The following is an 18566-nucleotide window of genomic DNA, read 5'->3' as shown; positions in this document are numbered from 1 at the left end:
GATCCCCGTTTCCCCCGTAGAGCTTCCACCAGGTCAGACGCGCGTTTCCGCTCGAAGGTTGCACGATTCACCGACCTGTGACCGGGGTATCGCCGGATCAGGTGCCGATGTTTCCCTCTTTCGCGCGCCAGGCCTCGATCGAGCGGCGGGCGGACCGCGTCGCGGCCTCGTAAGTGTCGCCCAGACCGACGCCGAGGGCGGTGGCCAGGGGAATCAGGATGTGGTCCACACCATTCTCGCCGTCGCCGAAATGGCCGGCGACCTCCAGCGTGATGTAGCCGTGCACGGCGCTCCAGAGCTGCGCGGCGACCTCGAACTCCGGTGCGGGGCGGAACCGGCCGGCGTCGATCACCCGCTTCGCGGCGCGGACGAGGTAGCCGAAGGCCTCGATGCCCTCTTCGCTGGCGTTCTGGCGGGTCTCCTCGTTGGTCATGTCGCCGAGGGTCACCTTCTGCCCGCTGGGCTGGCTCTGGCCGAAGGTCACCGCGTAGAGCTGCGGGTCGTCCACGACGGTCCGCCGGTACGCCAGCGCCAGGGTGAGGATGTCGGCCGCCGGGTCGTCGGTCTCCTCGACCAGGCCCAGATTCGCCGACAGCCGCCGGAATCCCTCGCGCGCGACCTCGTCCACGAGCGCGCCCATCCCGCCGAAGTGGGTGTACACGGCCATGGTGGACGCGCCGATCTCGGCCGCGAGCTTGCGCGCCTGGAGCGCCTCCGGGCCGCCGTGCGCGAGCAGCCGGATCGCCGCCTCGATCAGCTTGCCCTTGACCTCGGCGGCGGAGGGTTTCGGTGCCATGCTTGCCAGTATCTCATAACCCTGTTATAAATGAGCGCATAACATCGTTATTCCAGGGTAGGGGTCTGTGATGGGCAACAAGTTCCTCGAGGGCAACTTCGCCCCGGTCAGCCGTGAGCACACGATCACCGAACTGAACGTCACCGGGCACATCCCGGAGTACCTGGACGGGCGTTATCTGCGGAACGGCCCGAACCCCCTGTCTGAAGTGGACCCCGCGACGTACCACTGGTTCATGGGCGACGGCATGGTGCACGGCGTCCGGCTGCGGGACGGCCGCGCCGAGTGGTACCGCAACCGCTGGGTGCGCAATCCCCGGCTCGCGCGGGAGCTCGGTGAACGCTGGGAAGGCGGCACGGCCGCCGGCCTGGGGGCCAACACGAACGTGATCGGCCACGCGGGCAAGACCCTCGCCCTGATCGAGGGCGGCGCCACGAGTTTCGAACTGACCGACGAACTCGACACCGTGGGTGCCTGCGATTTCGACGGCACCCTGCCCGGCGGCTACACCGCGCATCCGAAGCGGGACCCGGAAACCGGTGAGCTGCACGCCGTCTCGTACTTCTTCGGCTCGGGGAACAAGGTGCAGTACTCGGTGATCGACGCGCAGGGCCGCGCGCGGCGCACGGTCGACGTCGAGGTCACCGGCTCGCCGATGATGCACGACTTCTCCCTGACCGAGAAGCACGTCGTCTTCTACGACCTCCCCGTCGCCTTCGACAGCGAGCAGGCCGTGGCCGCGTCCGTGCCGCCGTTCCTGCGCACGCCCGCGCAGCTGGTGGTGTCCGCGCTGGTGGGCAAGGTGAAGGTGCCGGATCCGCTCAGCGCGCGGCTGCGTCAGCGGATCTCGGGCAACGCCGGCCTGCCGTACCGCTGGAACCCGAAGTACCCGGCGCGGATCGGTGTCATGCCGCGCGACGGCGGCAACGGCGACGTCCGCTGGTTCGAGATCGAGCCGTGCTACGTGTTCCACCCGATGAACGCCTACGACGACGGCGACACCATCGTGCTGGACGTCGTCCGGCATCCGAAGATGTTCGACACCGAGCTGCTCGGACCGGCCGAGGGGCCGCCGACCCTGGACCGCTGGACCGTCGACCTGAGCGTCGGCAAGGTCGTCGAGGAACGTCTCGACGACCAGGGGCAGGAGTTCCCGCGCGTCGACGAACGGCTGGTCGGGCGGCCGCACCGGTTCGGCTACTCGGTGTCCACAAAGGATGGTTCGGCGTCGTCGGGTTCCCTGCTGAAGCACGATCTGTGGAACCGGTCGGTCCGGTCGCGGGAATTCGGCGACGGCGCGCAGGTGGGGGAGTTCGTGTTCGTGCCGTCCTCGGTGGACGCCGGCGAGGACGAGGGCGTGCTGATGGGGTTCGTCTACGATCCCGCGACGCAGAAGAGCGATCTGACCATTTTGGACGCGGAGACGCTGGAGACCGTCGGGGCCGTGCACCTGCCGGACCGGGTGCCGAACGGTTTCCACGGCAACTGGGTGGGCACGGAGTAAAGGTCCCGTGACCGGCGGTGCCGAACCGGTACTTTCGCGTGATTACGCGGACGGCACGCGTGATCAGAAGGACGACACTCGTGATCAGCGGGACGGCGCGCTCGCGGCCGAGCCCCACCGCGAGCCGTCCGTCCAATCACGGGTGTCGTCCACGCGATCACGTGTGTCGTCCATCTGATCACGCGAGTCACGTGCCCGATCACGCGAGTCACGCCTTCGCGGACTTCGGCCAGTAGGTACAGGAGGACGGTTCCACCCGTCCTCGCCGCTCAGTCGAGGCCGAGCACCCGCTGTTCCCCGGTGTAGAGATTCATACTGTCGCCGCGCAGGAAACCGATGAGGGTCATGCCGTTCTCCTCGGCCAGTTCCGCGGCCAGCGACGACGGCGCGGAGACGGCCGCCAGCAGGCCGATCCCGGCCATGGCGGCCTTCTGCACCAGTTCGAACGAGGCGCGGCCGGACACCAGCAACCCGGTGTCCGCCGCGGGGATCCGGCCCGCCTGCAGCGCCCAGCCCAGCACCTTGTCGACGGCGTTGTGCCTGCCGACGTCCTCGCGGACCACGGCGAGGTTCCCGTCGCCGTCGAACAGGGCGGCCGCGTGCAGGCCACCGGTGCTGGAGAACACCTTCTGGTGCGCGCGGAGCGTGTCCGGGAGTTTCGCCAGCACGTCGGTGCTCACCGCGAATCCGGACTTCTCCGGGGAAAACCGGCTTTTCAGCTTCACCGCGTCGAGCGCGGCCTTGCCGCAGACGCCGCACGAGGACGTGGTGTAGAAGTTCCGCTCGACGCCGGTCTCCGGCGGGGCGACCCCTTCGGCCAGCGCGATGTCCAGGACGTTGTAGGTGTTGCGACCCTGGTCGTCGACGCCGTCGCAGTACCGCGCGACCGCGACGTCCTCGCGCGAGGCGAGCACGCCTTCGGACAACAGGAACCCGTGCGCGAGTTCGACGTCGTTGCCGGGGGTCCGCATGGTGACCGCGAGTGCCTTGCCGCCGACGCGGATCTCCAGCGGTTCTTCGGCCGCGAGCGCGTCGGGCCGTCGCACGTCCTTGGTCGCGGAGATCTTCCGCACCGGACGCCGCACCGTCACCCTGCCCACTTGTCCACCCTTCTGACCGCTTATTCGACACTCGGATACTGCAACGTCGGGAATTAAGTAATACATTCCCAGTGCACATCCTCAGAGTACGGAGGCGCCGGATGGCTGTCGGCTTCCTGGACCGTTCCCGCATCGTCGCATCACCGGGCTGGAGCCGCTGGCTGGTGCCGCCCGCCGCGCTGGCCGTCCACCTCTCGATCGGGCAGGCGTACGCGTGGAGCGTCTTCAAACCGCCGCTGGAGAAGACCCTCGGCCTCACCGGGACGGAGAGCGCGCTGCCGTTCCAGCTCGGCATCGTGATGCTCGGGCTGTCGGCGGCCTTCGGCGGGACGTTGGTCGAACGCAACGGGCCGCGCTGGGCGATGTTCGTCTCGATGGTCTGTTTCAGCTCGGGCTTCCTGCTGTCCGCGCTCGGCGTGGCGACGTCGCAGTATTGGCTCGTCGTCCTCGGCTGGGGCGGGATCGGCGGCATCGGGCTCGGGATCGGCTACATCTCGCCGGTGTCGACGTTGATCAAATGGTTCCCGGACCGGCCGGGGATGGCCACCGGTATCGCGATCATGGGCTTCGGCGGCGGCGCGCTGATCGCCTCCCCGTGGTCTTCGCAGATGCTGGGCACGGCGCCGTGGTCCATCGGGACGGTCGCGACGGCTTTCCTCGTGCACGGCCTGGTCTACGCCGTCTTCATGACCCTCGGCATCCTGTTGGTGCGGGTGCCCGCCGACGGCTGGAAGCCGCAGGGCTGGGAACCGAAGACCGACCACGGCAACGCGATGATCACCACCGCGAACGTGTCGGCGCGCAACGCCATCAGGACGCCGCAGTTCTGGCTTCTCTGGGTGGTCCTGTGCTTCAACGTGACCGCGGGCATCGGCATCCTGGAGAAGGCATCGCCGATGATCGCGGACTTCTTCCGCGAGACCTCCACGCCGGTCGGCACCGCCGCCGCGGCCGGGTTCGTCGCGTTGCTGTCGCTGACCAACATGCTCGGCCGGTTCGTCTGGTCGTCCACTTCGGACCTGGTGGGGCGCAAGAACATCTACCGGCTCTACCTCGGCGTCGGCGCCCTGCTGTACCTGGTGATCGCGCTGACCACCAACGCCTCGAAGCTCGTGTTCGTCCTGTGCGCGATGCTGATCCTGTCCTTCTACGGCGGCGGCTTCGCGACCGTGCCGGCGTATCTGAAGGACCTCTTCGGCACCTACCAGGTGGGCGCGATCCACGGCAGGCTGCTGACCGCGTGGTCGATGGCCGGCGTACTCGGGCCGCTGATCGTCAACGCCATCGCCGACAGCCAGAAGTCCGCGGGCAAGGTCGGCCCGGATCTGTACACGACGTCGCTGTTCATCATGATCGGCCTGCTGATCGTCGGTTTCGTCGCGAACGAGCTGGTGCGCCCCGTCAACCCGAAGTACCACGAGCCGGCGTCGTCCGGCGAGCCCGCGAGGAGTGAGGCCCGATGACCGAACAGGCACCCGAACGCCGCCGCACCGGGCTGATGGTCTTCGCGTGGCTGTGGGTCGCGCTCCCGTTCGCCTACGGCGTCTACGAACTGTTCCGCAAGGTGGTCCAGCTCTTCGGCGGCTGAAGTAGGGTCGGTTCCGTGGGAGTTCTGGTCACCGGGGCGTCGCGCGGCATCGGCCGCGCGATCGCCCGCGCCTTCGCGGAAAAGGGCGACCGTGTCGCCGTCCACTACGCCTCGAAGCGGGAGGAGGCCGAGCGGACGCTGGGCGGGCTGCCCGGTTCCGGACACGGCCTGATCCAAGGTGATCTTTCGGAACCCGAAGTGGCACAACGGGTCGCCGACGAGGCCGAGGCGCTGGTGGACGGGGTGGACGTCCTCGTGAACAACGCCGCCTTCGCGCCCTCCGCGGATGCGGCCCATCCCGTCGCCGAAGTGTCCTATGAGGACTGGCAGCGGGTCTGGCGGCGGATGCTCGACGTCAACGTGCTCGGCACCGCGAACGTGACCTACTGCGTGGCGCGGCACATGATCGAACGCGGCGCGCCCGGCCGCGTGGTCAACATCGGCTCGCGGGGAGCCTTCAAGGGCGAGCCCGAGTTCCCGGCGTACGGCGCGAGCAAGGCGGCGCTGCACTCGCTGGGGCAGTCGCTCGCCGTCGCCCTCGCCCCGCACGGGATCGCCGTGACCTCGGTCGCGCCCGGTTTCACCGCGACGGACCGGGTCGCGGCGAAGGTCGAAGGCGCGCGAAGCGAGAGCCCGTTCGGCCGGGTCGGCACGCCGGAGGAGGTCGCGGCCGCGGTGCTCTACCTGGCTTCCGGCGAGGCCGCCTGGGCGTCCGGGGCGATCCTCGACCTGAACGGCGCCTCGCATCTGAGGATGTGAACTGGATCACTGATGCAGCGGTGACGGCCTCCCGCGCGTCTATGGGACGTGCACAAGCTGGGGAAGGTCCTGGTCGCCGCGCTCGCGGTGGCGGTGTTCGGCGGGACCGCGTACGGATACACGACGCTGGAGTCGCTCGACGGCATCACCCGCGAGGACGTGATCGAGGCGCCGGATCCGGGGGAGCAGCCCGCCGACGGTTCGCTGGACATCCTGCTGGTCGGGCGCGACGCGCGCACCGACAACCAGGACCGGCCGCTTCCGCCGGAGATCCTGCGGGAACTGCGGGCCGGGGCGAACGGCGACGACCTGACCGACACGCTCATCGTGCTCCGCATCCCCAACGGCCAGCAGGCGGTGAAGGCGTTCTCGATCCCGCGTGACTCGTGGGTCGCGCAGCCGGGCACGAAGGACAAGAGCAAGATCAACGAGATCTTCGGCCGGACCAAGTTCGCGTCGGCGAACGAGCAGCGTGCGGCGGGTAAGACCGACAAGGCCGAGATCAACAAGCAGGCGATCACCGCGGCGCGGAAGGCGACCTTGAAGGCCGTCGAGGAGCTCAGCGGCGTCAAGATCGACCACTTCGCCGAAGTCAACCTGCTGAGCTTCTACGAGATCAGCAAGGCCGTCGGCGGCGTCGAGGTCTGCCTGAAGAAGGCCACCAAGGACCGCGATTCGGGGGCGGACTTCCCCGCCGGGCGGCAGACGATCGCGGGCGCCGACGCGCTCGCCTTCGTCCGTCAGCGCAAGAACCTGCCCCGCAGCGACCTCGACCGCGTCCGCCGCCAGCAGGTGTTCCTCGCCGGACTGGCGAAGCAGGTGCTCTCCGGCGGGACCCTCGCCAACCCGGCGCGCGTGTCCGACCTGATCGACGCGGTGAAGCGTTCGGTCGTCCTCGACGGTTCGTGGAACCTGCTCGACTTCGTGCGGCAGATGCGCGGGGTGTCCGGCGGCGGGATCGCGTTCGAGACCATCCCGGTGGTCAACCCCGACTACCGCTACGACCCCCGGCATCCGACGTGGACCGCCGTGCAGGTCGATCCCGCCCAGGTGCGCGCGTTCGCCGCTTCCTTGATCGGTGTCCAGCCGACGACCCCGCAGGCGCCCGCCGGGCCCAAGGTCGACGTCGTCAACGCGAGCGGCAAGGACGGTCTCGCCGCCCGCGTCTCGGATCTCTTGGCGGAGAAGGGCTTCGGCAAGGGCGACACGAAGGCCGAGGCCGGACGGCGGACATCGGTCGTCCGGTACAGCGACGCGGCCGGGCCCGCCGCGGAGATCGCGAAACTGCTCGGCGGACTGGACGTCCAGAAAGCCGATTCGGTCGCGGCGGGCAAGATCGAGGTCGTCCTCGGCCAGGTCTACAAAGGACCGGGCGTCTCCGCGGGCGGGGGCGCGATCGGTGCGCTGGCGGAGCCGCCGATCACGGCCGATGGCGCCGACTGCATCGACTGAGCCGCGTCACTCCCTTGGCGGGATCTTCCCGTTCTTCGCGACCGGAAGGCCGAGCTGGACCGGCTCGGTGATGACGGCCGCTTCGCCGGGAAGGTGGCTCAGCACCGGATTCAGGTGGGTCAGCTTGAGCGTGAGCGGTCCGACGACGCTCGGCGCGGTGCTGACGTCCGCCTTCGCCAGATCCAGCCACTGGACGGTGCCGAGCACCTCCGGCGGGATCTCGTCACCGCGTTTCGCCACCGGGACGCACAATTGCCGCGCGTTGCCGACCTTCACGTCCGTCTTCGGCCGGTCGGCCAGCACCGGGTTGAGATGGCCCAGCGTCAGCGGGAACGGGATGGTCGGAATGCCGAGGACACGCAAGGCATAGCACTCGAGGTCGATATGCCGCACGAACGACAGGATCTCCGGTGGCGGCAGCTTCCCGTTCTTCGCGACCGGGACGCACAACTGCTCCGGCGACAACATGGTCACGGGCGAATCCTGGATGCCGAGCTTCTGCACGACGGGGTTGAGATGGCTCAGCGTCAGCGGGAAGTCCACCGAGCGGCCTTCGATCCGGTAGCACGACAGATCCACCCAGCGGACGTAGTCGACGATCCCCGGCGGTGGGATCACGCCGTTCTTCGCTACTGGCACGCACAGCTGTTGGCGTTCACCGAGCTTGACCGTCTCCACCGGCAAATTGCCGAGCACGGGGTTGAGGTGCTTGAGGGTGAGCTCCGTCGGCGGTGGTTTGTAGCCTTCGGTCCGGTAGCAGGACAGGTCGAGCTGGGAGACGAACGGCAGCGGCGGCGGTGCGGCCGGAGCGGCGGTGGCCGCGCCGGGCAGCACCGCGACGAGCAGGAGCGAGGCCAGGGCGGCGAAGCAACGCGAGGTCGATCTTCGTGACATGGCAAGGCCTTTCCGCGAAAGGGGTTGGCCCTTTCACGGTGGACCCCGTCCGGCGCCGCGCGGCACCGCCAAGCGGGCAGCCTAAGGTGCGGCCACCGGCTCCAGCCGCACCACGATCGCCTTCGACACCGGGGTGTTCGACTTGTCCGCCACCGAATCCAGCGGCACCAAGGCGTTCGCCTCGGGGAAGTACGCCGCCGCACAGCCCTTCGCCGTCGGATAGGAGACCACCCGGAACCGCGGGGCCCGGCGGTCGCCGTCCCGCCATTCCGAGACCAGGTCGACCATCGCGCCGTCGGCCAGCCCGAGCGCGGCCAGGTCGCCGGGGTTGACCAGCACCACGCGCCGCGCGTCCTCGATGCCGCGGTAGCGGTCGGAAAGGCCGTAGATGGTGGTGTTGTACTGGTCGTGGCTGCGCATCGTCTGCAGCAGCAGCCTGCCTTCGGGCACCTGGGGGTATTCGAGTTCGGAGACGGTGAAGTTCGCCTTGCCGTTCGCGGTTCCGTTGAACTGCCGGGAATCGCGCGGCGCGTGCGGGAGGACGAACCCGTCGGGCTCGCGCACCCGGGCGTTGTAGTCGTGGCAGCCGGGGACGACGCGCGCGATCCGGTCGCGGATGAGGTCGTAGTCGGCGTGGAAATCCCGCCACGGCACGGCGTGCCCGGCGCCGAGCAGGGCTTCGGCGAGATGACAGATGATCGCGACCTCGGAGAGCAGATGCTCGCTGGCCGGGGCCAGCCTGCCGCGTGAGGTGTGCACCTGCGACATCGAGTCCTCGACGGTGACGAACTGCTCGCCGCCGGCCTGGACGTCGCGTTCCGTGCGGCCGAGGGTGGGCAGGATCAGCGCCGTCCTGCCGGGCACGACGTGCGAGCGGTTGAGTTTCGTCGACACGTGCGCGGTCAGGGAGCACGACTTGAGCGCCTTCTCCGTGAGCTCCGTGTCCGGTGTCGCGGAAGCGAAATTGCCGCCGACGGCGAAGAAGACCTTGCCGTGCCCGTCCCGCATCGCGCGGATCGCGGCGACGGTGTCGTGACCGTGGTCTCGCGGCACCTTGATGCCGAACTCCGCGTCGAGACTGTCCATAAAGGACTCCGGCATCTTCTCCCAGATGCCCATCGTCCGGTCGCCCTGGACGTTGGAGTGCCCGCGCACCGGGCACAGGCCCGCGCCCGGCTCGCCGATCATGCCGCGCATCAGCGCCAGGTTCGCGATCTCGGAGATGGTCTGCACCGCGTGCTTGTGCTGTGTCAGCCCCATCGCCCAGCAGTAGATGGTGCGCTTCGACGTCGCGATCATCCGCGCCAGCCGCTCGATCTGCTCACGAGGCAGCCCGGTCGCGACGCCGACCTCGTCCCAGTCGATCTCCCGCAGATGCATCGCGTAGCCCTCGAACCCCTCGGAGGACGACTCGATGAACGCGTGGTCGACGATCGTGCCGGGGGTCTCCTGCTCCCATTGCAACAGGAGATGACCGATCGCCTGGAACAGCGCGAGGTCGCCGCCCAGCCGGATCTGCGCGAACTCGTCGGCCAGCGGGGTGCCCTTGCCGACCACGCCGCGGACGTTCTGCGGGTTCTTGAACCGCATCAGACCGGCTTCGGGCAGCGGGTTGACCGCCATGATCTTCGCGCCGTTGCCCTTGGCCTCCTCCAGCGCCGACAGCATGCGCGGGTGGTTGGTGCCCGGGTTCTGGCCGACCACCACGATGAGGTCCGCCTTGTGGATGTCGGCGAGCGACACCGAGCCCTTGCCGATCCCGGTCGTGGCCGCGAGCGCCGCGCCGGAGGACTCGTGGCACATGTTGGAGCAGTCCGGCAGGTTGTTGGTGCCGTAGGAGCGCACGAGCAGCTGGTAGAGGAACGCGGCCTCGTTGCTGGTGCGGCCGGAGGTGTAGAAGATCGCCTCGTTCGGGTCGCTCAGCGCTCGCAGTTCGTCCGCGACCAGCGTGAATGCGTCGTCCCAGGAGATCGGTTCGTAGTGCGAAGCCCCTTCGCGCAGCACGAACGGCTCGGTGATGCGGCCCTGCTGGCCGAGCCAGTAGTCCGTCTTGTCCGCCAGTTCGTGGATGGAGTGCCGGGCGAAGAACTCACGACCGACCCGGCGCTTCGTCGCCTCCTCGGCGACGGCCTTCGCCCCGTTCTCACAGAACTCGGCGAGTTTGCGGTGCTCGCCGTCGACCTCGCGCGGCTCCGGCCAAGCGCAACCCGGACAGTCGAAGCCGTCGCGCTGGTTCAGCAGGCGCAGCGTCTTCACCGTGCGCGCGGCGCCCATCTGCTCCATGCCGCGCATCAGGGAGACGGCGACCCCGGGGATCCCGGCCGCCCAGCTCTTCGGTTTCCCGACCTCGAGCTGTGTCTCGTCAACGTCGTTCGCGGGTGCTTCGCGGGTCATGACCCCATCGTGCGCCTTGCCGTCTTCGCGCGCGACCGAGGGGTCAGGCGTTGGTGACGATCCGGCTGATCTGCGCTTCGTCGAGCGGGAACCAAGGTGTCTCGTTGACGCCGCGTTCCTGCACCGCGTTCACCGTCACCGCGGCCGCGACCAGCACGATCAGGCCGACGAGCGCCGCGATGCCCGGCCACCGGCTCGTCCCTGGCGCTGAGTAGCCGCTCGCGGCGGCCTTCTGCTGCTTACGACGCTTCTTCTTGAGTTCCTTCTTCGCACCCAGCCAGGCGTCGCGTTCGGCGTGTTTCTGCCAGTCCGGGTTCATCAGATCCGGATGGGTCTCGATCCGCCGGTCCTCTTCGTCCATCTCGGTCCTCTTCCCCAGGGTTCGGCCGACTACCGGCAGGTGTCCAGCGACGGCAAGGGTTTCGTCGGGTCGTAGGCGGCGACCTCGTCGGCGACGGGTGGGCCGACGAGAGGTCTGTCCTTGTCAGCGTACTGGGGCGCGAGGATGCCGGTCTTGATCGCGTCGCAGGCCATGCGTGACGTGAAGCCCGAGCTTGCGCCCAAGCTGAGTCCCGCGTCACCCTTCGCGAACGGTGCCTTGCGGAGCACGTAGTCCTCCTCGTCGCGGACGAACGGGACGATGTCCACCGGCGAGCGGGCGTCACCCGGGCGTACGTCGAAGGCGTACGCGGTCACGTAACTCGCGTGGACGATCAGCTCGCCTTTACGACCGGCCTTCGCGGTGAGAAAACCGGTCATGCGCGGCCGCGCCGGGAGCAGCCGATTCGATCCGAGGAGGGTCAGGTAACTGCCCTTCTCGACGGTCGGCGCGCTCGTCAGCATCGCTTCGAGCCGCGCGCGCTCGTTCGGGGCCAGCAGGGCGAGCAGTTCCGAACCGTCGTGATCCCGCAGTGCCCGGGAGCCGAGCCGCGCTGCCGAGATGGCCTCCGTCACCTTCCGGTACGCGGCGTCGACCTCCTGCGCGCTGAAGCCGCCGACGGCCTGCCCCGCCGGCACGGTGATCCCGGCCGTCCCTTCGCGCCAGTTCGCGGCGGGAGTGCGGTCGAAAGGCCGGTCGAGGTCGACGCCGGTGAGCACCGGGGCCGCCTTCGGAGGCTGCGGCCCCGGATCGGCGCTTCCCCGCATCTGGTGCATGACGACCGCCGTGGCCCCGAGCAATGCCACGGTCCCGATCACGAACAGGCCGACGACGACCCTGCGGGTCATCCGGAACCGGCGGCGCGGCCGCTGCTTCCGCTGCCGTTTGCGGTCCTTCTTCGCGCCGAGCCGAGCCTCGCGCTCGGCTCGTTTGCGCCACTCCGGATCCATCAGATCCGGATGCGTCTCCAACCGCGCGTCCTCCACGAACCCGCCCCTCCCCAGTGCGTCACGACATCCCCTCATCGGCTGGGAACGGCGGGCGTTACGGCCGGTGAGGAAGTCGATAGAGGGGGTTCGTAGACTTGTCAACTGTGACCGAGAACGCCCAGCCGCAGCAGACCGACCTTCCGGGTACCTGGAACCCGGCCGACGAAGAAGCCTCGCTCTACCAGCGTTGGGTAGACGCCGGCTACTTCACGGCCGACCCCACGTCGGACAAGCCGCCGTTCACGGTAGTCATCCCGCCCCCGAACGTGACCGGTTCGCTGCACATCGGGCACGCGTTCGAGCACACCCTGATCGACGCCATCACCCGCTACCACCGCATGCTCGGCGAAGAGACGCTGTACCTGCCGGGCATGGACCACGCGAGCATCGCGGTCCACGCGCTGGTCGAGAAGCAGCTCCGCGCCGAGGGCACCAGCCGCCGCGAGCTCGGCCGCGAGGCCTTCGTGGAGCGCGTCTGGCAGTGGAAGAACGAGCACGGCGGCAAGATCCTCGCCCAGATGAAGCGCCTCGGTGAGGGCGTCGACTGGACCCGTGAGCGGTTCACCATGGACGACGGCCTGTCCAAGGCCGTCAACACGATCTTCAAGAAGCTGTTCGACGACGGCCTCATCTACCGCGCCGAGCGCCTGGTCAACTGGTCGCCGGAGCTGCGGTCGGTGCTGTCCGACGCCGAGGTGAAGCACGAAGAGGTCGAGGGCGAGCTCGTGTCGATGCGCTACGGCGACGGCGAGAACGCGATCGTCGTGGCCACCACCCGGATGGAGACGATGCTCGGCGACACCGCCGTCGCGGTCCACCCGGACGACGAGCGCTACACCCACCTCATCGGCACCGAGGTCGAGCTGCCGCTCACCGGGCGCAAGATCCCGATCGTCGCGGACAAGCACGTCGACCCGGAGTTCGGCACCGGCGCGGTCAAGGTGACCCCCGCGCACGACCCGAACGACTTCGAGATCGGCCAGCGGCACGACCTGCCGATGATCACGATCATGGACGAGCAGGGCCGCATCGACGGCACCGGCACCGAGTTCGACGGCATGGACCGCTTCGAGGCCCGCGTCGCGGTGCGGGAGAAGCTTCGCGAGCAGGGCCGGATCGTCGCGGAGAAGCGTCCGTACCTGCACAGCGTCGGGCACTCCGAGCGCTCGAAGGAGCCGATCGAGCCGCGGCTTTCGCTGCAGTGGTTCGTCAAGGTCGGCCCGCTCGCGAAGGCCGCCGGCGACGCGGTGCGCGACGGCCGGGTGAACGTCCATCCGCCGGAGCTGGAGAAGCGCTACTTCGACTGGGTCGACAACCTGCACGACTGGTGCATCTCGCGTCAGCTGTGGTGGGGCCACCGCATCCCGGTCTGGTACGGCCCGAACGACGAGGTCGTCTGCGTCGGACCGGACGAGGAGCCGCCTTCGGGCGAGGGCTGGACCCAGGACCCGGACGTCCTCGACACCTGGTTCTCCTCGGGCCTGTGGCCGTTCTCCACCCTCGGCTGGCCGGAGAAGACCCCGGACCTGAACAAGTTCTATCCGACGTCGGTGCTGGTCACCGGCTACGACATCCTGTTCTTCTGGGTCGTGCGGATGATGATGTTCGGCCTCTACGCCACCGGCGAGGCGCCGTTCAAGACCATCGCGCTGCACGGCATGGTCCGCGACCAGTTCGGCAAGAAGATGTCGAAGACCGCGGGCAACGGCGTCGACCCCATCGAGTGGATGGACAAATACGGCACCGACGCGCTGCGCTTCACCCTCACGCGGGGCGCGAACCCGGGTACCGACGTGCCGATCGGCGAGGAGTGGGTCGCGGGCTCCCGGAACTTCACCACGAAGCTCTGGAACGCCACCAAGTTCGCGATGATGAACGGCGCGGACGCGAACGCCCCGCTGCCCCCGGCCGCCGAACTCACCGAGGCCGACCGCTGGATCCTCGGCAGGCTCGGCGACGTCGTCGACGAGGTCACCGGCTATCTGGCGGACTACCAGTTCGCGAAGGCCACCGACACGCTTTACCAGTTCACCTGGACCGAGCTGTGCGACTGGTACCTGGAGCTGTCGAAGGTCCAGGTCTTCCAGGGTGACGAGGCCCGCGTGACGGCGACGCGCGCGGTGCTGGGGCACGTGTTCGACACCGTGCTGAAGCTGCTGCACCCGTTCATCCCGTTCATCACCGAGAAGCTGTGGACGGCGCTGACCGGCCGCGAATCGCTGGTGATCGCCCCGTGGCCGGTGGCCGACGCCTCGTACGCCGACGCCGTGGCGGACAAGCGGATCGCGGACGTGCAGAAACTGGTCACCGAGGTGCGCCGGTTCCGCGCGGACCAGGGCCTCAAGCCCAGCCAGAAGGTGGCGGCGCGGCTGTCCGGCGACGGGTTCGCCGAGCTCACCGGGCACGACGAGCCGATCCGCTCACTGGTCCGGCTCACCCAGCCGGAGGAAGGCTTCGCGCCGAGCGCGTCGCTCGAGGTCGGGCTGTCGGCCGGTGTGGTGACCGTCGAGCTGGACCTGTCCGGCACCATCGACGTCGCCGCGGAGCGCAAGCGCCTGCAGAAGGACCTCGGCGCGGCGGAGAAGGAACTGGCGCAGGCCGAGGCCAAACTCGGCAACCAGGCATTCATCGACAAGGCGCCGGAGCCGGTGATCGGCAAGATCCGGGCCCGCAAGGAGACCGCGGTCGCGGATATCGAGCGCATCAACGCCCGGTTGGCCGCCCTTCCCGCCTCCTGACGAACGCTAGGAACGGTCCTTTCCTCGCAAAATTTGCGAGGAAAGGACCGTTCCTTGCATTCAGCGGAGGTGACGGAGGATCACTCCGGTCACGCCCGCCATCCCCGTGCGATACGGGTGGTAAGCCGCCGCCGCGAGCAGCTTCGTGTGCTGCCCGTTGATCCACGCGGCCCCGTTCGGCGCGCAGGCGTCGTGCCCGGCGGACGGTCCGAAGGTGTCGATGAAGGTCGCCTTGCCGTCGGCCGCGACGGCCTTCTCGATCGCCGAGTTCAGCGCCTTCTCGACGTCGTTGAGCCAGGCGTAGTCGCCCTCGGCGAAGGGCAGGATCTTCGGGCAGTAGCCGCGTTCCGGCGCGATCCGCGGGTAGCCGATGACGAGCACGTCGGCGCGCGGCGAGCGGGCGTGGACTCCGGCCAGCACCTTCTCGACGTTCTTGCCGGTGTCGGCGATCTTGGCCTTGATGGTGTCGACACCGCCGACGGTGAACCGCTCCTGGCACGGGTTCCCGGTGGGATCGCTCGCGCGCAGTGACGGGCAGGTGCCGACGAGCGTGCCGAAGACGCCGTAGTCGTTGCCGCCGATACCGACCGTGACCAGGTCGGTGTTCGCGCGCAGGGCACTGAACTGGGGCGGGTTGCTGCCGAGCGTCACGCTTTGGCGTTGCGTCATGTTGGTGGTGTCGGCACCGCCGCAGCTGATGTCGGTGAAGGAGCGGACCCGCAGCGCCGCGGCGAGCATCGACGGGTAGTTCTGCGTCGACTTGCCGCAGAAGAGCGGATCGAGGCGGGGGAGCGGGATGAGCGGTCCGGAGGTGTAGGAATCACCCAGCGCTACGTAATTGCGGTAGGACCGCGTGGTGGCGGTGGCCGCCGTGGCGGAGGCGATCAGCAGGACGACGGTCGAGACGGCCGCGAACAGGACGCGTCTGTAGCGCATGAGGACCCCGATCTCCGGACTGGATGGCCTCTCAAAAATGAACCGGATCCGCCCCGGTCGGCGCCGCCGATCGGGTGGTCGAGCGCCGGTTTCACCCGCTTGGGGTGTCACATCGGGTGATCGTCTTCCGGTCTGCGATAGACCAGCAGATAGCGGTAGAAGAGCAGGTTCCGGACCTTGCTCCCGGGCAGCAGGCCGGCCGCGTCGCGCCGGATCCGGCTCATCGGCGGGAAGGTCTCCACGATCGGCGCCGTCGGCAGCGGGTCGGCGCCGCCGTTCAGCCGCTCGCCCGCGTACACGATCACCCTGGCCAGCGCGTTGACCGGTGAGGCCACGAGAGCGCGCGCGTAGTCGCCGACGGTGCTGGGCCTGCCGAGGCCGAGCACGGCGAGCACCCCGCCGGGGACCAGCGCGTCCCGCAGCTTGGTGACCGTGTCGAACGGCACGTGGTGGAGCATCGCGAGACAGGAGATGAAGTCGTACGCCTCGTCCGGCAGCTTTTCGGCGACCACGTCGGCCTGCCGGTACGAGATCGTGCCGGGGCCCGGCGAGCCGGCGGCGCGGGCGAGCTCGATCATCGGACCGGACCGGTCGATCGCCTCGACGTGCATCCCGGTGGCCGCGAGCCGCCGCGCGAACCGTCCGCTGCCGCAGCCCACGTCCAGCGCCACGCCGGGGCCGGGAGGCAGCTGGTCGAGCAGCAGCGGGTGATAGTGGTCGTTGTGGTTGAACCCCATGCGTCGAGAGTGCCAGGAAAAGCCGCACGTAGACTCGGCGTGACAGGCAGCAAGGGTAAGAGGAGAGTTCGTGCCGCGAGGTGACGGCCGGGATTCCGAAGATTTCAGGGAATCCCCGGACCTGGCAGATCTGGACAGTTTCGCCGGTGTCGACGAATTGGGGGCCCGCGCCCACGATCCGTCCGACGACACCGACCCGGATCTGGACGCACCCGACGCCGCGTACCAGGCGGGCGGCGGTGCACGGGGCGGTATCGGCGGGATCGGGCAGCTGGGGGACAACCTCGCGCTCGGCCCCGTGCCGGACCTCGTCGCGCCGGAGGACGTCGAACTGCACGAACTGGACGACCAGGGTGACGAGTTCGCCCCGTCGGACCCCAACGGGCAGCAGGCGCGCCGCGAACTGCTCGCCGTCGAGGCCGAGCTGAACCAGCGCTGGCCCGAGACGAAGATCGAGCCGTCCCTCGCCCGGATCGCGGCCCTGGTCAACCTCATGGGTGAACCGCACCGCGGTTACCCGGTGCTGCACGTCGCCGGGACCAACGGCAAGGGTTCGACCACCCGGATGATCGACGCGCTGCTGACCCGCATGGGCCTGCGCGTCGGCCGGTACACCAGCCCGCATCTGCAGCTGGTCACCGAGCGGATCGCGCTCGACGGCGCCCCCATCTCCGCCGCCGCGTACGTCGACCTGTACCGCGACGTCGCGCCGTACGTGACCATGGTGGACAACGCCGGCGGCCCGGACGCGGTGCCGATGAGCAAGTTCGAGGTGCTGACCGGGATGGCGTTCGCGGCCTTCGCCGACGCGCCCGTCGAAGCCGCGGTCATCGAGACCGGGCTCGGCGGCTCCTGGGACGCCACCAACGTCGTGGACGGCGACGTCGCCGTCATCACGCCGATCGGCGTCGACCACGTCGAGTACTTCGGCGGCTCGCCGGCCAAAGCCGCGGTGGAGAAGGCCGGGATCATCAAACCCGGCAGCGTCGCGGTCATCGCCGAGCAGGAGCCGGAAGTCCAGAAGATCCTGCTGGAACGCGCCATCGAGGTCGACGCGAGCGTCGCCCGCGCCGGCAGCGAGTTCGGCGTGCTGGAGCGCGAGGTCGCCGTCGGCGGGCAGATGCTGAAGCTGCAGGGCCTCGGCGGTGTCTACGACGAGATCTTCCTGCCGCTGCACGGCGCGCACCAGGCCGCCAACGCCGCTCTCGCGCTGGCCGCCGTCGAGGCGTTCTTCGGCGCGGGCAAGGACAAGCAACTGGTCATCGAGGCCGTCCGCGAGGCCTTCGCCGAGGTCGAGACCCCCGGCAGGCTGGAGCGCGTCCGCGCCGCACCGACCGTGCTGCTCGACGCCGCCCACAACCCGCACGGCGCCAAGGCGCTCGCGACCACCGTCGCCGAGGAATTCGCCTTCCGCCGCCTCGCCGCCGTGGTCAGCGTGATGGCGGAGAAGGACGCCCGCGGCATCCTGGACGCGCTCGAACCGGTGGTGTCCGAGATCGTCGTCACCAAGAACTCGTCCCCGCGCGCGATGCCGCTCGACGAACTCAACGACGTCGCCATCTCGATCTTCGGCGAAGACCGCGTCGTGGCCGAACCCAGCCTGGACGCCGCGATCGAGACCGCCATCGGCCTCGTCGAGCAGAGCGACGACCCCGAGGAACCGCTGGCGGGCGGCGGCGTGCTGGTCACCGGCTCCGTCGTCACCGCGGGCGAGGCCAGGACCCTGTTCGGTAAGGAGCCGGCGTGACCGACGAGACCCCCAAGCCGCCCGCCAAGGACCCGATGAAGTCCTTCCGCGGGGTGATGGCCGGTTCGCTGATCATGGAGGGCATCACCGTCGCGCTCGCGCTGCCGGTGGTGGCGAAACTCGGCGGCGGGGTCGGTTCGCTCACCGGGTGGTCGGTGATCGTGATCGCGGTCGCGCTGATCGTGCTGTGCGGTTTCCTGAAGAAGCCGTGGGCAGTGCCCGCGGTGCTGGTGCTGCAGGTCGCGCTGATCGCGTTCTTCGTCGCGCTGCCCGCCGTGGCGATCCTCGGGGTGATCTTCCTCGGGATCTGGCTGTGGCTGCTGTGGCTGCGGCGGGACGTGGCACGGCGGATGGCGGCGGGGACGCTGCCGAGTCAGCAGCAGCAACCGCAGTAACGGCGTCGCCACTTAGGCATGCCGAAGGGCCCGTCGCCATGTGGTCGGCGGGCTCCCTCGGGTTCAGCGATGGTTGCGGCGGGGCGTTTGCAGTGGATCTAGATACTGCGGTGGAATGAATTCCGGCCGCCCGTTGGTGATCTGGACTTTCCAGCCGG

General features: G+C 69.1%; 16 protein-coding genes. 8 read left to right on the top strand and 8 right to left on the bottom strand.

Translation table 11 applies throughout. The features are described 5' to 3' along the window. Nucleotides 1–97: 97 nt before the first annotated feature. On the bottom strand, nucleotides 98–796 hold the full coding sequence (locus ED92_RS38805; protein WP_037347563.1) for a TetR/AcrR family transcriptional regulator: 699 nt from the start codon (nucleotides 794–796) through the stop codon (nucleotides 98–100). Nucleotides 797–866: 70 nt separating this feature from the next. Between ED92_RS38805 and ED92_RS38800 the strand changes: the two genes are divergently transcribed. Next, nucleotides 867–2300: a carotenoid oxygenase family protein gene (locus tag ED92_RS38800; RefSeq protein WP_037347561.1), complete on the top strand. Its 1434-nt coding sequence runs from the start codon at nucleotides 867–869 to the stop codon at nucleotides 2298–2300. 269 nt (nucleotides 2301–2569) lie between these two features. On the opposite strand, the gene fdhD is transcribed toward ED92_RS38800, so the two are convergent. Continuing rightward, nucleotides 2570–3400 (bottom strand): formate dehydrogenase accessory sulfurtransferase FdhD, encoded by an 831-nt coding sequence (fdhD, locus tag ED92_RS38795; RefSeq protein WP_037347559.1) that lies wholly within the window; start codon nucleotides 3398–3400, stop codon nucleotides 2570–2572. Nucleotides 3401–3501: 101 nt separating this feature from the next. Between fdhD and ED92_RS38790 the strand changes: the two genes are divergently transcribed. Genes ED92_RS38790 through ED92_RS38780 form a run of 4 tightly spaced genes read left to right on the top strand, consistent with a single transcriptional unit; the run spans nucleotide 3502 to nucleotide 7199 of the window. After that, on the top strand, nucleotides 3502–4863 hold the full coding sequence (locus ED92_RS38790; protein ID WP_037347558.1) for an OFA family MFS transporter: 1362 nt from the start codon (nucleotides 3502–3504) through the stop codon (nucleotides 4861–4863). Further along, nucleotides 4860–4988, top strand: a complete 129-nt coding sequence (locus ED92_RS43730; RefSeq protein WP_255355414.1) for a hypothetical protein — start codon at nucleotides 4860–4862, stop codon at nucleotides 4986–4988. Before ED92_RS38790 ends, ED92_RS43730 begins: the two co-directional genes overlap by 4 nt. 15 nt (nucleotides 4989–5003) lie before the next feature. Continuing rightward, nucleotides 5004–5747, top strand: a complete 744-nt coding sequence (locus ED92_RS38785) for an SDR family NAD(P)-dependent oxidoreductase (protein ID WP_037347555.1) — start codon at nucleotides 5004–5006, stop codon at nucleotides 5745–5747. Between the two features lie 48 nt (nucleotides 5748–5795). Beyond that, nucleotides 5796–7199, top strand: coding sequence for an LCP family protein (locus ED92_RS38780; protein WP_037347551.1), 1404 nt, complete (start codon nucleotides 5796–5798; stop codon nucleotides 7197–7199). Between the two features lie 6 nt (nucleotides 7200–7205). Here ED92_RS38780 and ED92_RS38775 read toward each other — a convergent pair whose 3' ends face one another. From ED92_RS38775 to ED92_RS38760, 4 genes are all read right to left on the bottom strand, one after another. Beyond that, nucleotides 7206–8093 (bottom strand): hypothetical protein, encoded by an 888-nt coding sequence (locus ED92_RS38775; protein ID WP_037347548.1) that lies wholly within the window; start codon nucleotides 8091–8093, stop codon nucleotides 7206–7208. Between the two features lie 81 nt (nucleotides 8094–8174). Then, nucleotides 8175–10487, bottom strand: a complete 2313-nt coding sequence (locus tag ED92_RS38770; protein WP_037347546.1) for an FdhF/YdeP family oxidoreductase — start codon at nucleotides 10485–10487, stop codon at nucleotides 8175–8177. 43 nt (nucleotides 10488–10530) lie between these two features. Beyond that, nucleotides 10531–10848: a hypothetical protein gene (locus ED92_RS38765; RefSeq protein ID WP_037347543.1), complete on the bottom strand. Its 318-nt coding sequence runs from the start codon at nucleotides 10846–10848 to the stop codon at nucleotides 10531–10533. Between the two features lie 29 nt (nucleotides 10849–10877). Then, nucleotides 10878–11852 carry a hypothetical protein gene (locus ED92_RS38760; protein ID WP_235213507.1) on the bottom strand — a complete coding sequence of 325 codons (975 nt, stop codon included), beginning with the start codon at nucleotides 11850–11852 and terminating at the stop codon, nucleotides 10878–10880. A 107-nt stretch (nucleotides 11853–11959) separates the two neighbouring features. Here ED92_RS38760 and ED92_RS38755 point away from each other — a divergent pair, with 107 nt between their 5' ends. Continuing rightward, on the top strand, nucleotides 11960–14593 hold the full coding sequence (locus ED92_RS38755; RefSeq protein ID WP_037347541.1) for a valine--tRNA ligase: 2634 nt from the start codon (nucleotides 11960–11962) through the stop codon (nucleotides 14591–14593). 60 nt (nucleotides 14594–14653) lie between these two features. On the opposite strand, the gene ED92_RS38750 is transcribed toward ED92_RS38755, so the two are convergent. Both ED92_RS38750 and ED92_RS38745 read right to left on the bottom strand, forming a co-directional pair. Continuing rightward, nucleotides 14654–15529 carry an SGNH/GDSL hydrolase family protein gene (locus ED92_RS38750; RefSeq protein ID WP_037347538.1) on the bottom strand — a complete coding sequence of 292 codons (876 nt, stop codon included), beginning with the start codon at nucleotides 15527–15529 and terminating at the stop codon, nucleotides 14654–14656. 107 nt (nucleotides 15530–15636) lie between these two features. Continuing rightward, nucleotides 15637–16266 (bottom strand): bifunctional 2-polyprenyl-6-hydroxyphenol methylase/3-demethylubiquinol 3-O-methyltransferase UbiG, encoded by a 630-nt coding sequence (locus ED92_RS38745; protein ID WP_037347535.1) that lies wholly within the window; start codon nucleotides 16264–16266, stop codon nucleotides 15637–15639. Between the two features lie 70 nt (nucleotides 16267–16336). Here ED92_RS38745 and ED92_RS38740 point away from each other — a divergent pair, with 70 nt between their 5' ends. Next, a complete protein-coding gene (locus ED92_RS38740) occupies nucleotides 16337–18013 on the top strand; it encodes a folylpolyglutamate synthase/dihydrofolate synthase family protein (protein WP_037347532.1) in 1677 nt (558 codons plus the stop codon). Continuing rightward, nucleotides 18010–18408: a DUF4233 domain-containing protein gene (locus tag ED92_RS38735; protein WP_034316250.1), complete on the top strand. Its 399-nt coding sequence runs from the start codon at nucleotides 18010–18012 to the stop codon at nucleotides 18406–18408. The genes ED92_RS38740 and ED92_RS38735 overlap by 4 nt, the downstream gene beginning before the upstream one ends. Nucleotides 18409–18566: the final 158 nt, after the last annotated feature.

Origin of the sequence: Amycolatopsis sp. MJM2582 (genome assembly GCF_000754115.1) — a bacterium.
In the GTDB taxonomy this organism is placed as follows: domain Bacteria; phylum Actinomycetota; class Actinomycetes; order Mycobacteriales; family Pseudonocardiaceae; genus Amycolatopsis; species Amycolatopsis japonica.
This window is presented reverse-complemented; position numbering and strand designations above follow the sequence as displayed.

Coding starts and splice junctions, on each gene's coding strand:
- ED92_RS38770 (WP_037347546.1), bottom strand. CDS start 10,487: ATGACCCGCGAAGCACCCGCGAACGACGTTGACGAGACACAGCTCGAG.
- ED92_RS38790 (WP_037347558.1), top strand. CDS start 3,502: ATGGCTGTCGGCTTCCTGGACCGTTCCCGCATCGTCGCATCACCGGGC.
- ED92_RS38775 (WP_037347548.1), bottom strand. CDS start 8,093: ATGTCACGAAGATCGACCTCGCGTTGCTTCGCCGCCCTGGCCTCGCTC.
- ED92_RS43730 (WP_255355414.1), top strand. CDS start 4,860: ATGACCGAACAGGCACCCGAACGCCGCCGCACCGGGCTGATGGTCTTC.
- ED92_RS38745 (WP_037347535.1), bottom strand. CDS start 16,266: ATGGGGTTCAACCACAACGACCACTATCACCCGCTGCTGCTCGACCAG.
- ED92_RS38765 (WP_037347543.1), bottom strand. CDS start 10,848: ATGGACGAAGAGGACCGGCGGATCGAGACCCATCCGGATCTGATGAAC.
- ED92_RS38800 (WP_037347561.1), top strand. CDS start 867: ATGGGCAACAAGTTCCTCGAGGGCAACTTCGCCCCGGTCAGCCGTGAG.
- ED92_RS38750 (WP_037347538.1), bottom strand. CDS start 15,529: ATGCGCTACAGACGCGTCCTGTTCGCGGCCGTCTCGACCGTCGTCCTG.
- ED92_RS38805 (WP_037347563.1), bottom strand. CDS start 796: ATGGCACCGAAACCCTCCGCCGCCGAGGTCAAGGGCAAGCTGATCGAG.